Source organism: Streptomyces sp. NPDC060000, from assembly GCF_042737375.1.
Taxonomy (GTDB): domain Bacteria; phylum Actinomycetota; class Actinomycetes; order Streptomycetales; family Streptomycetaceae; genus Streptomyces.
In genome coordinates, this window is record NZ_JBHWUU010000054.1 from 1 (window position 1) to 14843 (window position 14843).

The 14843-nt window shown below is 69.0% G+C and carries 10 protein-coding genes; all 10 read right to left on the reverse strand.

The features are described from left to right. Positions 1-150: 150 nt before the first annotated feature. The 10 genes from ACFWBB_RS26355 to ACFWBB_RS26400 all read right to left on the reverse strand — a co-directional run bounded on the left by ACFWBB_RS26355 (position 151) and on the right by ACFWBB_RS26400 (position 14694). Entirely contained in the window at positions 151-972 is an 822-nt protein-coding gene (locus ACFWBB_RS26355) for a hypothetical protein (protein WP_385277232.1), read from the reverse strand. Between the two features lie 355 nt (positions 973-1327). Beyond that, positions 1328-1651, reverse strand: coding sequence for a hypothetical protein (locus ACFWBB_RS26360; protein WP_385277234.1), 324 nt, complete (start codon positions 1649-1651; stop codon positions 1328-1330). A gap of 73 nt (positions 1652-1724) precedes the next feature. Further along, complete coding sequence (locus ACFWBB_RS26365) at positions 1725-2135, reverse strand: hypothetical protein (protein WP_385277236.1); 411 nt, start codon at positions 2133-2135, stop codon at positions 1725-1727. Between the two features lie 103 nt (positions 2136-2238). After that, positions 2239-2640: a hypothetical protein gene (locus tag ACFWBB_RS26370; protein ID WP_385277238.1), complete on the reverse strand. Its 402-nt coding sequence runs from the start codon at positions 2638-2640 to the stop codon at positions 2239-2241. Between the two features lie 12 nt (positions 2641-2652). After that, complete coding sequence (locus ACFWBB_RS26375) at positions 2653-6579, reverse strand: hypothetical protein (RefSeq protein WP_385277240.1); 3927 nt, start codon at positions 6577-6579, stop codon at positions 2653-2655. A gap of 45 nt (positions 6580-6624) precedes the next feature. Then, positions 6625-7839, reverse strand: a complete 1215-nt coding sequence (locus ACFWBB_RS26380) for a hypothetical protein (protein WP_385277242.1) — start codon at positions 7837-7839, stop codon at positions 6625-6627. A 3-nt stretch (positions 7840-7842) separates the two neighbouring features. Then, the gene (locus ACFWBB_RS26385; protein WP_385277244.1) at positions 7843-8820 is read right to left on the reverse strand and encodes a hypothetical protein; all 978 of its coding nucleotides are present in this window, start codon (positions 8818-8820) and stop codon (positions 7843-7845) included. A gap of 77 nt (positions 8821-8897) precedes the next feature. Then, positions 8898-9836 carry a hypothetical protein gene (locus tag ACFWBB_RS26390; protein ID WP_385277246.1) on the reverse strand — a complete coding sequence of 313 codons (939 nt, stop codon included), beginning with the start codon at positions 9834-9836 and terminating at the stop codon, positions 8898-8900. Further along, positions 9823-13866: a hypothetical protein gene (locus ACFWBB_RS26395; RefSeq protein WP_385277248.1), complete on the reverse strand. Its 4044-nt coding sequence runs from the start codon at positions 13864-13866 to the stop codon at positions 9823-9825. The genes ACFWBB_RS26390 and ACFWBB_RS26395 overlap by 14 nt, the downstream gene beginning before the upstream one ends. A gap of 297 nt (positions 13867-14163) precedes the next feature. Continuing rightward, positions 14164-14694, reverse strand: a complete 531-nt coding sequence (locus ACFWBB_RS26400; RefSeq protein ID WP_385277250.1) for a hypothetical protein — start codon at positions 14692-14694, stop codon at positions 14164-14166. Positions 14695-14843 lie beyond the last annotated feature (149 nt).

Here is a 14843-nt window from a genome sequence, read left to right on the forward strand (position 1 = left end):
GGCCGCGCCAGAGCGCGCCGGTCGGCCGGCCGCGCGCCGAGGACCGCGCCTTGGCCGCGCGCGCGGCCACCCCTCGAGCGCGCCCTCGGACATGACGAAGGGCGCGCCATCAGGCGCGCCCTGGGAGTGCCGATCCGACGGGAGCGCGCCCTACCGCGCGCCCTGCCTGGCAGCGCGACGGATGGCGCGCCGTTCCCTCCGCGCCTTCGCGGCCTGCTCGAGAGCGCCTCCGCGCCCCTGCCGCAGAAGCTGCATCAGCTCCTCGGGGTGCCGCTCGCCGAGGACCTTGAGCGCCTGCAGGCGGACGTTCGGCTCACTCGGCATCCGGCCTTGGCGCGCCTCCCCGTACTGGACGGCGTAGCGCAAGAACCGAGCCTCGGACGATACGCGCCGGCGGAACTGCTCAACGCGCTGATCCCGCGCCTTACGGGTCTCCCCGGCGGGCACCGCGGGCAGAAACCGGCCGGGCTCCTCGAACATCTGCCGACAGATTTCCGCCGCCCTGGCCGCTACTCTCGGTGATCGGAATGCGAGGGCCTGGACGTGCGCTGGCGTCGCGGTAGCGGTCGCCTCCCCGAGGACGAACGCCGTCCATCGGTCGGTGAAGGCACCGTCGTCGAGGGCCGCGAGCTCCTTCGCGTGCTCGTGGGCCAGGTCGTCGACGACGTCCTGGATCGGTCCGGTCGCCGCCTCGATGCGTGCGCGCCACGGAGCGATGCGGGCCTGCTGCGCCTTCTTCGTCTCCCCCTCTTCGAGCGGGTTGTAGGACCGCGCTCGCCGGAGCGCCAACTGGAGCGCCTCGAGGGTCTGGGGGGCGAGCTGGGGGTCACCGAGGGCCGCGCCTTGGATGTCCCGGGGGGCGCGCTTGTCGGTCCCCCCCATGACGTAGCTGACGACGGTGTCCATGAAGGCGTCCGGGGTCATCCCGGACAGGCGCTTGATCTCGGCCGCAACCTGCTGCGCATCGGCCATGGGGCGTGTTCCTCCGCTTCGGGCTTGACCCGTGCTCTCGGGCCGTGTGTCGTGCGTACCTGCTGGAACAGGACGAGGTGGCCGCACTGGGCGCGTACGCGGAGATGCGTGTGCCGGATCTTCGTAGGAGCAGCCACTCCCCGGCCCCGAGTGCTCTACACGCACCCGGTTACTCGACCCCAGGTGGCCAGGACAACCAACGGGCGGAGAGGAACACCCCAGCTCTTTCGAGCGGTAGTGCATCGTTCGCCACAGAGCCCTGACCGGAATCTCAACGCGTTCTTCGCGGCAGCGGTACGGCCACCTCGTTGCAGATGGTACCCGCCGGCCGTGGGCCGGAGGTGCCGCGCAGGTGCTATTCGGCCTGCTGCGGAGTCCGCTTCGTGGTCAGGGCCTCGATGATCGGGGCGAGCTTGCTGGGCTTCCACACGAGGTCGTAGCTCGTCTGGGAGGCCGCGAGTACACCGAGGATGGTGACCGTGGTCAGCTTGCCGTGCGTGAACTGGTCCCAGCCACCGTCCGCCGCCACGGCGACGACGCCGGCGACGAGCGCGGCCACGACCGCGACGACCTTCTTGTACTTCGCCGACCAGGCGGGGCGCTGCACGACCGCGGTGAGCAGCGGGAGCACAGCGCCGACCTGGACGCCGGTGGAGAGAGATTCGAGCGTTGCAGACATGGGTTGCCCTTCATGCGGAGTTGCGTGACGGGCGGACTGTGCGCGCGGCCGGCCCCTTGCGTCGCCTGCTGGCTCAGCCGCCGGGCCGGTCGGTCAGATCCTCGGCGATCTCCCGCGGCGGAGGCGGGACGGAGCGGTCGTAGAGGTCGGCGACCAGAGCGCGGAGCTGGTGGATGTAGTCGACGGCCGCGGCCTTCCAGCGCCTCCACTGCCGCTGTTCCTCCTCCAGGCGCTCGACCCTGTTCTCCAGCGTGGTCACCCGCTCGAGCGTCTTGGCGTTCGTCTCGCGCTGCTGCTCGAGAAGCTGGGTAAATCCGTTCGTCACGGTCTGGACGGACGTGACGAAGGTGGTGGCTTCCGCCGTCTCCGCGTCGACATCGGTCTTGCGGTTGGTCTGGCGGTACACCATCCAGGCCCCGCCCAGCACGCCCACCATGCCGGATATTGGGGTGAGGACAGGCGCCAGAGAGATAAGCCACTCCATGAGCGCCTCCTCGGTCATCGTCGTCAGTAGGGGTGCGCGGGAGCCGAGACCCGTAGAGGTCCGCGGCTCCCCGCAGCCCGGAACGCTGCAACACGGCGGGCGCTTACGTCTCGACCTCCTCGATCCGTGTCGTCTCCGCGGACGTGGGACTGACGCCAGCGACGGCGTTCCAGCCCGTTCGGATAGCGCCGAGGATCTGGTCATCCGTGATGGCCGCGGCCATGGCCACGGAGTCCGTAGTCCCGCCGGCAGCGGCAGCGGCCGCGGCCGCGGCGAGCATGGGCGGCGAGGCGACGATGCCGACCATCAACTGTGCGGCCTGCGACTCGGTGGGGCTGAGCACGGTCTTCGACAGGTTCCAGCGCGCGGGGTACCCGGGCGTCTCCGGGGGCTCGGCGAACACTTCCTGCGCGATCATCGCGATGGCCATGCGAACGCGGGGAAGTAACGTCGGCTCGCAGGCGAGACCGCAGATGGCGTTCAGGGACAGCGGTAGGGCGGGCAAGGCGGAGCCTCCTCACTTGGTGTAGGTGACGCGCAGCTTCGGGGGGTTGGTCTGGCCGTAGCCGCGCGCGCGGCCGTAGTAGGTCGCACTCGAGTTGTTTGGGTCCAGGGCGATGCCCCGCCACTTCGTCGAGTCGAAGACGCTGGTGATGTCCACCCATTTGCCGACGTTTTTCGCCCAGGACACCGACTTGGACTCCGCATCGCTGGAGAACGTGGCCGGGCGCGAGGTGAAACTGTGGGCCTTGATCACGGCCGTTCCGCCGGCGTTGTTGTACCAATGATCGAAATACAGGTAGACCTCGGCCTTCTGGATGGTCGCGCCGGACAGGTCGGTGCCCAGGGCCGACGAGAAGCCGATGAGACTCGCCTGCATGCCGTTGGTCGAGCTGTAGTAGCCCTGGTAGCAGGAGTTCCCGTAGTACGAGTTGTACGAGCCGCGGGCGGCATACGAGCCGGACCAGGTGGCGGCGTACGTCTTGGTGTACTGGACGACGGGCGGGGTGGCTGTGCCGCCGCCGGTGTTGTAGCCGCCGGTCTTCGGGATCTCGGGGCCGATGTCCTCGACGATGAAGTAGCAAGTCCTGCCAGTGGTCGGCAGTCCGAGCTCGAACGTCGTGCCGGTGGTACTGCCCTCGTTGTTGAAGCTCAGCAGGAACCGGTGAAGGCCCGCACCGAGTGCGCTTGCCGGCGCTACGTGCTCCAGCTCGGCCGTCCAGTACCGGCCCGTATGCGACGGGGTGAGGATGCAGTGCTGGCGCAGCGTCGAATTGATCGTGGGCGTGGAGGCTCCACCGTCCCGGAGGTAGACCCGGGCCTCACCGTCGTTGGCGTTGTCAAAGTCGGCCGTCGCATGGAACTTGATGCGGTACATCCGGCCGGCCTCGATCATTGCGGACAACTCGAAGTAGCCGATCTCCGTGCCGGTCGACGTCACGGTCGTGGCTGGTACGCCGTACGCGATGATGCCGCGCGGCCGCTGGTCGAGAATGGTGGCGATGTCGTCGCCGCCGATGGTCAGGCTCTCGGCGATAGCCAGCGACTGAAACCCGGCCTTGCCCTCCTGATCGATCGTCGCGACCGGCACACCGTCAGCGGAGAGAGTGAGGTAGTTGGGGCGGCCGGTCAGGAGCGCGACGGCTTCCTCGCCCGCCTCGTCGAACAACTGCAGCCCGAGGGGCGAGAGCTCCGCCCGTGCCCCGGCGAAGCCGGATGCGGTCACGAACTTGGCGTCGGCGTTGTCCCACAGCACGCTGCCCGCGGTCGAGGTGACCGACTTGAGGCGCACGACCACCTGCGTGGTGTTCGCCGGCGCCACGACGCTCGAGATCCCCGATATCCGCGTCCAGGCGCCCCGGACCGTGGTGCCCGTGCCGGAGGTGATGACGGCGTAGTCGAGCGGGGTGCCCGCGGCGTCGCGCCACTCCGCGTAGATGCTCACCCGGTCCCCGACCCAGTCGGTGGAGGCGAGGTAGTCGACCGCGAGGTAGACCTTTTTCCCCGGCACCGCGGGCACGGGCCCGAGCAGGGTCATCTCGACCGCCGATGCCGCGTTGTTGCGCAGGGCCTGCGCTGTGCCGTTGCCGCCCGCGACGACGGACCAGGACGTGTTGCCTGCTACCCGCTGAGCGGTCACGGCACCTTCGAAGGAGGGGTCGGCGATGAGGTTGCCGTCGGTGCCCAGTGACAGCCGGTCCGCGGTCAGGGATCCAGCCTTGACGTGCGTCGCGTCGATGACGCCTGCCGCGATCTTCGTGGCCGTCACGCTGTTCACGGCCAGCTTGTCCGCAGTTACCGCGAGGGCGTCCAGCTTGTCCGTGGTGATGGCCAGTGAGGCGATCTTTTCGGCGGTCACGGCCAGGGCGAGGAGCTTGTCTGTTGTGACGGCCCCGGCCAGGATCTTCGGCGCGGTGATCGCACCGTCGGCAATCTGCACGCCCGGGACGATCGGCCGGAGGGCCGCGTTGTCGAACCAGGCGTCCCCTGCGGTCGTTGATGCGACCTGGACCCGTACGGCCGCGCGCGTCGTCCCCGCCGGGGCCGTGACTGTCCCGGACACCCTCGTCCACGCCCCGAGGGGCGGTGTGCCGGTGGTCCCGACGACGCCGTACCCGAGGACCGTGCCGGCGGCGTCCTCCCACCTGGCGTGAATGTTGACCGACGCGCCCACCCAGTCCGCAGAAAGGAAGTAGTCGGTGGCGAGGTAGAGCTGGTCACCCGCCAACGTAGGGATCAGGGTCAGCGGCACGTCGCGGAACACCGCGGTCGCCGATCGGCTGTCGATTTTCAGGGAGGCGGCCGACCCGTTGCCCTTGGTCTTGTCCTGCGTCGCGTACGACAGGCCGAGGATCAGCGCCGCGGTGACGGCGCCTTCGAAGGAGGGGTCGGGCAGGATGTTCGCCCCGCCCGTGACCGTGAGCTTGTCCGTCGTGATGGCCCCGGCTGCCACGGCGGCCGCGGTGACCGAGCCGGCCGACAGCTCCGCGGCCGTGACGGAATTCGCCTGCAGCTCCCGCGCGCTGATCGCGTCCGCGGCGACCTTCCCCGCCGTCACGGCGTCCGCGGCAAGCGCCGCCGTGTTCACGGCTCCGGCCGTGATGTTGACGGAGTCGACGATGCCGGTCTTGAGGGCCTCGAGCGTCACGCAGTCGACTTGCATGACGTTCGTCGACGTCACGCCGAGACCGGTGTAGTTGAGCCAGACGTACGGCGCGATGAACCGGACGTCGTTGTGCATCACGCCTGGGGACCGCGGGTCGTTGTTCGGGCCGGCCGACCCGGTCGCGGCCCGGTCCTTGACGAATCCGACGACCGTGACCCAGCCATCAGCGGGCGTGATGGCCCGGCCGGAGGCGGCGATGTAGTAGTGCGAGTTCGGGCTTCCAGCGGTGCCGTTGCGGTTGACGAGTGTCTTCCCGTCCGCGCCGATACCGGCGATGCCCACATAGAAGGTCTCGCTGGTCCCGGCTTTGAGGCGCACCCGGGCGCTCAGCCGGTACAACACCCCTGGCTCGTACGGGATGGTCGTGTTGCCCTGTAGGCGGTTGTAGCCCGTGGCCTGGCCCACCCGCTGACTGGTCGGGGCATCTGTGACACCGCTCAGGAACTCCCAGGTGGCCCCGGTGCCCTTTTCCGTGACCGCCCAGGCCGCGGGGTCGTTCATCGTGTCGACGTAGCGCTGCGCTGCGGAGTCCGAGAGCGCGCCGCCGAGGGCGTTGATGGTTACGGCCCCGGTCGCGATCTTCCCGACCGTGACCGCGGCCTTGGCGAGCTTGTCCTCGAGGACCGCGCCGTCGGCGAGAGCGGTGGTCCCGACCGCACCCAGGGCGATCTTCGCCGCAGTGACGGCGCTCTCGGCGAGCTTGACCTCCGTGACCATGCCGTCGACGAGGTCCTGCTCCACGGCCTGACGCGCCTTGCCCTGGACGGCCGTGGACGGGGTGCTGAAGAGGCCGGCGGTGCTGAGGGCAAGGAGCCGCACCCAGCAATCGGTGTAGTCGTTCAGCGCGATCGTGACGCTTCCGCCGGAGACGTCAGTAATGGCCGCGGCAAGGGTGGTGACATCCGGGGTGAAGTCGGCGGCCGCGCCTATGTGCACCTGCATGGCCGCGAAGTCGGTAGGTGGTGCGTCGGAGTCGTCCCACCAGCCATCCCAGGTGACCACCACCCCGGACAGGGACGACGTCACGGTCGGGACGCCGGGCGTGGGGGGCGGGGTGGCGGCCGCGGTCTCGGGGACGAGCGCGATGCCGCCGTCCGGCTGCACACCGACCGACCCGGCGAGCTGCCCGTCCTCGGTGTAGATGTCGAGCGTGCCGCCCTCGATGGAGGTGTACGCGGCTTTGGAAGTGCGCTCGAGGTCTTTCAGGCGCCGGTCATAGTCCGCCAGGAGCGCGGCGAAGCGCTTGGCGTCTGACTGATCGTCCAGAAAGTTGACCATGGCGCGGGATGGTCAACGGCCCAGGTGGTTAGTGTCGCGTCCTGGCTAGTAGTGGAAGCTGTCGGACCTTTTCAGGGCGAGGGTGATGAACCCGTCGGCGCTGATCTCGTCACTGATGACGCGGTGCCATACGTCGATGTCGCCGACCCACGGCACGTGCACCTGGACGCGGATGTCGTCGCCGAGGGACCAGGATCCGAACCGGGCGTTGGGGTGGTCGACGATCTGGATGGCGGGGATCTGCAGAGCGGCGGTGCGGCCGGCGAGCTCCTGCTGTCCGCGCTTGCGCAGGGCCGTGGCGGAGGACAGCGTCTTGTCCGTCACGGTCGCTACCCGGCGCAGCCGGCGGGAAGCCCACGCGGCGGTGTCGGCCACCTGGGCGCGCTTCATCTTCTGGCCCTCGCCCTTGCCCAGGACCATGACCTCGTTGGCGTACTCGTCGCCCATGCCCTCCGGCTTGGCGATGGCAACGATGTTCTCCCCCTGGGCGAACCGGAGGTCGGTGCGCTTGCGGCCGAGGCGTGGGGTGCCCAGTCGTAGCCGGTGGGTGATGGTGTTGCTGGTCGAGTCCTTCCAGGCGTGCGTCTCGATCCAGTCGAACAGGTACTGATTGACCAGGGTGTCGAGGGTCTGGCCACAGTCAGGGTTGTCCCACCAGGCGAGTTCCCACGGGTCTTCGCCGTCGGATGTGCCGAGCAGCTCCCCCTTGTCGTGGGAGTCGATGACCAGGCCGATGTCCCCGTGCGGCTTGGCCTGGACGTGCGCCCAGATTTTGCGGAACGCGTCGTAGACGTCGATGCGGGGCCCGCCGTACGCCTTGGGGGGCTTGGGCACCTTCACCTTGGGATTCGATCCGTCGATGTACCCGTCGTGATTCTTGTCTTTGCCCGCATACGGGTCTTTTGGCGTGATCTTCTTGCCGGAGATGATGTAGCCCTCAAACGGGATGCCGTGCGGGTACGTCGAGAACCCCTCACAGGAGACCGTGGCTTGCGCCCCGTCGTACGCGGTCTTGGTGACGATGCCTCCCCACCTGATGGCGCCGTCGATCTCGAGGTACAGCTTCGTGCCCCACTCCTGCAGGATCGGGTCGCCGTTGGCACCGATCATGCGCGCATATTCCGGCTCGATGGTCCCGGCCATGGCGCCCGGCCCCGATAGGTCCCTCTTCGGGTTCGAGGACGGGGTGAACGGCACCTGCCAGTCGAGGACCTGCTCCGTGAGGGCATCCTGCGCGATGAAGCGCCACCCCACCGGCACCGCTTACACCTCCTCTTCGTCCGGGCTCTCGACGAACTCGACGTCGGCGATGATCGACGTACCGGAGTCCACGGAGAGGTCACCGGTCGGGGACTTGTACATGTACGTCTGCACGGACAGGGTTTGCGTGGTGCCACGCAGCGCGCTCGGGATGGCGAAGTTGTCGGCGAGGACGACGGTGGAGCGGCGAGTGCCGGTGCCGGAGTCGTCGTCGATGTACGTGTCCTGGCCCAGGAGGGTGCTGCCCCACTTGGTTTGCATCCGGGCGTAGACGTCGGCCTTCGTCATCCGGAGTCCGGCGAACGTCATCACGAGCTTGGCGCGGGTCGCCCAGGACGGCACGTCGAGGTCCCAGGACGCCGCCGTGGGCCAGTTGTGCCACTTGTTGTCGGAGTAGGCCAGCGTCGACAGGGCGCCGGGGAACGAGGGGTAGAGGCGCCGGTCCCGGCGGGGGCTGACCATGTCCCGCAGGTCCTTGATCATCGCCTGAGTGATCGCCGAGGTGTTCGCGGGGATGTCGATGCGGGCCAGGGTGATTGCCGAATCGGTGGGGCGGACCTGCCTCACGTCGGTGACCGTCTTCGCCACGCCGGAGATGATCCGCGTGAAGATGTACGGGCCGACCACGGGGTCGGACGGGTTCGGCCACGTCTCCCCGTACGAGTAGGGATTCTCGATGCGCGCCACGACCAGGTCGGAGCGGGCACTCGTGCCGGTCGCGGCGACGTTCACCGTCTCTGACACTGGTAGCCGGCCCGCGTACGCCTGATACGTCGATCCGGCCGCCCGGTTGATGATGGCGCACGCCCCGGTCCGGATCTGCACCTGGGCTGCAGGCGACGACAGCGCTTTCACCGCCAGGTCCCCGGAGCCGACCACACCCTGCGCACCGCCGAACGCCGCGTACGCCAGAAGCCGCGCCACCTCACTGCTGTGCTCGGCACCGCCCTCGGTGAACCACGGCACGCTGTCCCACGCCATCTCTGCTTCTCCTCGCTGCTGGTCCTTGTGGACAGCGGAGGATCACGGGCCCGGATCGCTAACGTCGCGTCCTGGCCCTACAGGTAGGCGTAGGCGTCGCGCCACGCCACGGTCATGGAGGCCGTGGCGGTCGCGTCGGTGCCGCGCAGCACGAAGTCCTGCCGGCCGGGCGGGATGAGGAGGTCCTCGAGCAGCGGTGAGGACCTGGTGATGAGTCCCGCCACGCTTCCGCTGCCCCGGAGGACCGTGCGGACCCACGGCCGCGGGTCGATGGTGACCTTCTCGCCCACGGCGAGCGTCAGGTTCAGGCCCAGCTTCCACTTGCCGACCAGCTCGCACACCGGTTGGGAGATCGGCCCGGTGATGGTGATGACCGGCCAGGCCGGGCGGTTGCCGCCCACGACGATCTCTCCGGGAACGCGCACAGAGCCCTCGCCGATCATCGTCAGCGGGTCCTTGAGCGGGCCCACGATGCCGCGGTGCGGGGGCGGCGCCATGTCGACGCGCACGCTCTGCTCGACGTCGTCGAAGCTGCCGGTGTGCGCCGTGGCGAACGTGGCGACGACGGGCGTGTACCCCTGCCTCGTCAGCTTCGACGCGGCCTTTGCGCACTGCCGGGGTCGCCCGTACCAGCGTCGAGCCCGGCCGCCTTGCGTCGTGGAAAGCACGGCGGGCGTGGCCATGCGGTCTCGGACCGCCTTCGCGTCCCACGCCTGCTTCATGACCGACACCGCGTCCAGGTTCGCCCCGTGCCGCTCGAGGAGGGTTGCACCGTCGTCGACGGTGTCGACCCCAACCTCGAACGTGATGGTGGCGCCCGTGGTGTAGTCCTGGCCGTGCCGGATGCCGTCCTCCCGCGGGAGCGGGGTGTCGCCGGCCGTGACGTCGGTGTCCTTCACCTCGAAGTCGTCGAGCAGGTAGTAGCCCGTCCGCACGGTCCCGAAGGTGAAGGCAGCGCCCGGGTGCACTCCGTTCGCGCTGTACGTCAGCTTGAATTCGCCCTCAGCCAGAGGCATACGCACCTCCCAGTTTGATACGGCGCAGTTCGAACATCGCGTCGCCCAGAGCCTGGCTCGGGCTTGTGGGGGCGCTGGTCATGTTCAGGTTCAGGTCGCCGCCGACGAGCGGCGCGGACGCCGGGGCAGTGCTCATGCGGGGCCTGGTCGTGCTCGAGCGCGTACTGCGCACGCCGCCGGACGCGTACTGGCGGAGCGCACCCTGGGCGGCGTACACGACCTGGCCGCCGAACATTTCCGCGACCTTTTCGAGGATCGCCTTGCTGCGCTTGCGCTTGCTGGGCGCCAAAGGGAGGTAAGCCTCCCCCTGAGTCTCGGCCTCATTCCATATGCGGATCTCGCCCGGTCGCCCGATCTGCGCGATGTGCCGCTCGGCGCCGGCCGCGAACGCCTTGATCCGGTTGGTGGCCGCCCGGATGCCGCCGTTTGCGTAGTGGACGATGCCGCCGTCGGCGTGTGTCCGGACGACCGCCGGCTTCCCTGACTCGGTGTACTGCACCGTGACGTTGATGGTCTTGCCGGTCAGGCCGTTGATCGCTCCCTGGATGCGCTGAACATTGGCCAGCGGCGACGCGGTCGGGGCCGTGATCCTGACCGTCTTACCGTTCGATCCGTCGACGGTCTTGATCTTGTATCCGAGGTCTTTCAGCGCCTGCTGGGCGGTCTTCGTCGGCGCCTTGACGTCGATGGACTTGCCCTTGGGCAAGCCCGCCACCTTCTCCTGGACGTTCTTCAGGTCGCCCGCGGCCTGCTTGATGATGGCCTGGACGGTGACTTTTTTCTTGTCCGGGGCGTTGGCGATGTCCGCGGCCAAGGCGGCGATGTTCACGCGCGCGCCGCCGGTGGGGGCGGTGACGATGACCTTCTTGGACCCCGGCACCTTCGTCACGGTGAAGCCGAGGGCCTCGAGCTGCTGCCGGGCCGCCGTCGTGGGAGCCGTGACCGTGATCGACTTGCCCGGCTTGATGCTCTCGAGCTTGCTGCGCAGACCGAGAATCTCGGCCGTCGCCTGGGGAATGCCCTGGGAGGTGACGATCGTGGTGATGGTGTCCGGGACGAACCCCATCTGATCGGCGAGCGCCTTGGCCTCTTCCTTCGGGATGCCCATGTCCCGGGCGAGTTCGATGGCCTTCGCGCGGGCCTTGTCCATCGCTACCTGGCCCTTGTCCATCGCGTCGGACATGGGCATCAGGCCCTGTTCCCCGGCTTCCTTCGCCCGGGTCGCCACGGCCAGCATGCCGTCGCGGAGCTCCGTGAGCTGGCTGTTGAGGGTCTGGCCGTTCTTCGTCGAGGTGTTGACCAGGTGGTCATTCCCGACGAGTGCCTTGCCCCAGCCGTCCGCCTTCGCGATGTTCGACTTCATCGTGTCGTCGATCTGGAGCATCACCGCGTTGAGCGAGGCTTCCGCGTCGTGAAAGCTCTGCGTGTTCCCGTTGAGGGCGTCCAGCGCCCGCTTGAGGGCGTCGACCCGCTCGTCCGCGGACTTCGTCTTGTCGCCGAACGTCTGCACGGCAGCGCCGAGACGGTCATACGAGGAGGTGCCGGTGGTGCCGGAGTTGTTGACGGCGTCGGCGAGTTCCTTGTGCTTCTTCGCCGCGTCCGTGAGCTCGCCCTTCACGGTGCCGAGGGCGTCCTTCGCTCGGACCGCGGCCAGGCCCTCGTCGTCCCAGGCCTGGGCCGCGCCTGCCGCGGTGGTGATCCACACCTTGTGTCCGTCGGCTGTGTCCTGGAGCTGCTGCTGCAGTCCCTCGAGGGTCGTTCCCTGGCCGAGGTAGGCATTCGTCAGCTCACCGAGGCTGACGCCTGCCTTGGACATCATGTCGACGAGCTTTCCCTTGCCGTCGGCGAGGTCCGTGTCCTGCAGGAGCTGCGCGGCCGACGCCCTGACGTTGGCGTCGATCGCGCCGCCGGACGCGACCAGGGCGTCCGTCAGAGACTTCACGCGGTCCCGGTGGGCCTGGGTGGCGCGGGCCGCCTCTTCCTGCCGTGAGGCGAGGAGGCCGAGACCGATGGTGACGCCGGCGAGCGCGATACCGAGGGGGCCGCCCAGGGCCGAGGTGATGCCGCCGATCGCCCGGGAGGCGACCCGGTTGGCCGCGCCGATCCCGCGCATGGCGCCGGTGAACCGGTTTCCCGATGCCGCGGCGCCGGAGTAGGCGAGGCTCATCCGCTGCCAGAGGGTGGCCTGCGGGCCGATCGCCGCAGTGGTGCCCCGCATCGTGGTGTTGAGGGTGCGCACGGACGTGCCGGCGGCGACTACGGACGTGCCGAAGCCGCGCAGCAAGTTGGCGACGCCGGTGACCACCTTGAGGGCGAGCATCGTGCCCAGGAACGTGGCCAGGACGGTGTTCGCCCCCGGAATGATGCCCATCAGCGTGTTGAAGACGTTCAGCAGGCCGTTGAAGGCCATGAGCAGCACGCCGAGCCCAGAGCCGGCCGCCGACAGGTTGCCGATCGCGGTGGCAATGTTCGAGATCACCGAGATGATCGCGGGTCCGACAGTCTGGCCGAGAGCGCTGAAGAAGGTGCCCAAGGCTGGCATCAGCTCGGTGCGGATTTGCCGCACGAGGTCGGTGATCCCGCCGTCCTTCATGGACCGGCCGAGCCCACGCATCATGTCGCCGAACAACATGTTGACCTCGTGGAAGGCAGGGGCAGCATCGGAAAAGAACTGCTGCATCGCCTTCTGGCCGGCGCCGGAGTTGGCCCAGCGCTGGAACCGGAGCATGCTGCCCTCGAGTCCGTCGAGCAACGCATTGCCGGTGTCCATCGCGGCCTTGCCGACACCGCCGAGACCCTTGATCAGGCTGACGCTGGTCCGGCCGAGCTGCGCGGCTTTGTCCCCCGCGTGATCGAGGAATCGGGCGAGGCTGCCGGTCTCCCGGCCCGCCTGCACGGAGGCGCGGAACCACTGCGTCATCCGCTCGCCGCCCTGGGCGACTCGCTCGACGAACGGACCGCTCGCCACCAGGAAGTCCTTCGTGGCGGACCCCACGTTCGCCAGGCTGTCCGCCATGTGCCCGATGACCGATGAGTTCGTCGCCGCGATCGACTTGAAGTCCTTGCGGAACGGGCCGGATTGCATGGCCTTGGCGCCGCGCTCTGCCAGGGCGCCCATCTGGCTGGCGGAGTCGCCGAGAGCGTCCTCCAGGAGCGGGAAGACGGATTTCGCCAGGGGCTTGATGTCGTCGGCGACCTTGGAGAAAAACCGGTCGCTGACCGACATGCGGATCTTGCTCCACGCCCCTTGCAGCGAGGAGACGGACTTGACCGCGTCACGGGCCGAGGGCGAGAGCTTGTCCAGCGCCTCCTTGAGCTTCTTCTGCTGCGCCTCGGTGACCTTGCCGTCCGTGGCGAGCATCTGCTGCGCCGCGTTCGACTGCTTGAGTGCTTCGCCGAACCCGTTGAACGCGATCTTCGTGCCGATCGCCGCGGCACCCGCCGCAGCGATGAGGCCAGGTATCGCGCCGAGGACACCGACCGCGGGCGCGGCCGAGGAGACGAGCGCAGTCAGGCCGGCGCCGTACTGGCCGATCAGCGCGACCGCGGGCTCGAGCAGGGAGACGATGGCGCCGATGCCGAGCATCCGCAGACTGCCGCGGCCGCGGCCCGGCATCCGCATGTTGACGGGGACGTTGACCGGGTTGCGGTCCGCCTCGCCCTGGGCGCCGGAGATGAGGCCGCGGAGCCGCGCGAGGAGACCGCCGCTGCGGTCGTTGTCGCCGTCGCCGTCGGGGCGGACGGGGAGGTTCAGGTCGGTGTCGTCGATCCGGCGCCGGATGCCGTCGAGAGTGGTGCGGAACCGCTCCTCGTCGATCTCGACGCGGATCTTCGCGGTGACGCCCTTGGACGCCTCCTTGACCGCTTCCTTGAGCCGTCGTTTCAGGCCCTTGGAGTCGACCTCGACCTTGATCTTGGCGGCCAGGCCCTCGGCGGCCGTCTCGACGGCCGTACGCAGCCGTTCAGCGAACCCCGAAAGGTCGGCGACGACCGGCACGTCGAGGCGGCCGGCCTGCAGGCCCTCAGCCACTTCGGACCATTCCTCTCTGCATGGCGGCCGCGAGCATCTGGCGGTGGCCGCTCATGCGGGGTGCCTGCGGTTCCGGGGTGGGCTGCGACGGCCTGGGCGGTATGCCGGGGCCGCTGCGCGTCACGGCGTCGGAGCGCGGCGGGCGAACGATGGTGGTCGGCTCCTCGCGCCGCTTGTCTGCGGCCAGGAGCCCGATCTCCTCGACAGCGAGCGCCAGGAGCTCGAGGACCTTGGTCCAGCCGCCGAGAGGGGCTGAACGGACCCGGGAGTCGTCTGGCAGGCCGTCGATGAGGGAGATCAGTCGGCGGACTCCGAGGAATCCGGGTTGTCCGGGACGAAGCCAGATACGTCGGGCGTCGATTCCGTGGAAGCGGGAGAGGTCGGACTCGACGTCTGCGAATCGCTCGCGGACGAGTCGGCCGACCGAAAGAGTTTCCCCAGCTCAACCCCGTAGACGCGCACCAGACCCGTGGTCAGGCGGACGTAGTCGCCGATGCTCGGCCGCTTCTTGACGAACCCCTCGTGCTGGTCGCCAAGGAGGATCCCGTACGTCTCCCGGATCGCGGCGAGGAACTTCCTCGGGAGGGTCGGGCGCCGGAACAGGGCGGTGACGACCTCCCCGATGCCGGCGTCGCCGTCGGACGACTCGATGACCTCGCCGAGGAGTTCGACCAGGCCCAGGTCGTCCGACAGGATCGGGTCGAGGGCTTCGGCGGGCAGCTCCGCCGGAAAGATGAACTGTTCTCCGCCGAACTTGACCGGGATGCCGTCGGGGTACTGAACCTCGCGGCGCTCGGCGTCCAGGTCGATAGCGAACGACGTGTCCATGTGCGTGACCTCTTCGTGAGTGCGTAGCTGGGTGCCGGTTTCGGCAGCGCGCGGACAGTGGCAGCGCTGCGCGGCTTGTGTCGCGGCGTGGGGGCGCCCCCCCCCCCGGGGGGCCACCCCCCCCCCCCGGTCCGGTACGGGCCAGGGCC

What these genes read in the sequence shown, in the direction of transcription:
- ACFWBB_RS26355 (WP_385277232.1), bottom strand. Translation starts at nt 972, where the DNA reads ATGGCCGATGCGCAGCAGGTTGCGGCCGAGATCAAGCGCCTGTCCGGG.
- ACFWBB_RS26390 (WP_385277246.1), bottom strand. Translation starts at nt 9,836, where the DNA reads ATGCCTCTGGCTGAGGGCGAATTCAAGCTGACGTACAGCGCGAACGGA.
- ACFWBB_RS26365 (WP_385277236.1), bottom strand. Translation starts at nt 2,135, where the DNA reads ATGGAGTGGCTTATCTCTCTGGCGCCTGTCCTCACCCCAATATCCGGC.
- ACFWBB_RS26360 (WP_385277234.1), bottom strand. Translation starts at nt 1,651, where the DNA reads ATGTCTGCAACGCTCGAATCTCTCTCCACCGGCGTCCAGGTCGGCGCT.
- ACFWBB_RS26375 (WP_385277240.1), bottom strand. Translation starts at nt 6,579, where the DNA reads ATGGTCAACTTTCTGGACGATCAGTCAGACGCCAAGCGCTTCGCCGCG.
- ACFWBB_RS26400 (WP_385277250.1), bottom strand. Translation starts at nt 14,694, where the DNA reads ATGGACACGTCGTTCGCTATCGACCTGGACGCCGAGCGCCGCGAGGTT.
- ACFWBB_RS26385 (WP_385277244.1), bottom strand. Translation starts at nt 8,820, where the DNA reads ATGGCGTGGGACAGCGTGCCGTGGTTCACCGAGGGCGGTGCCGAGCAC.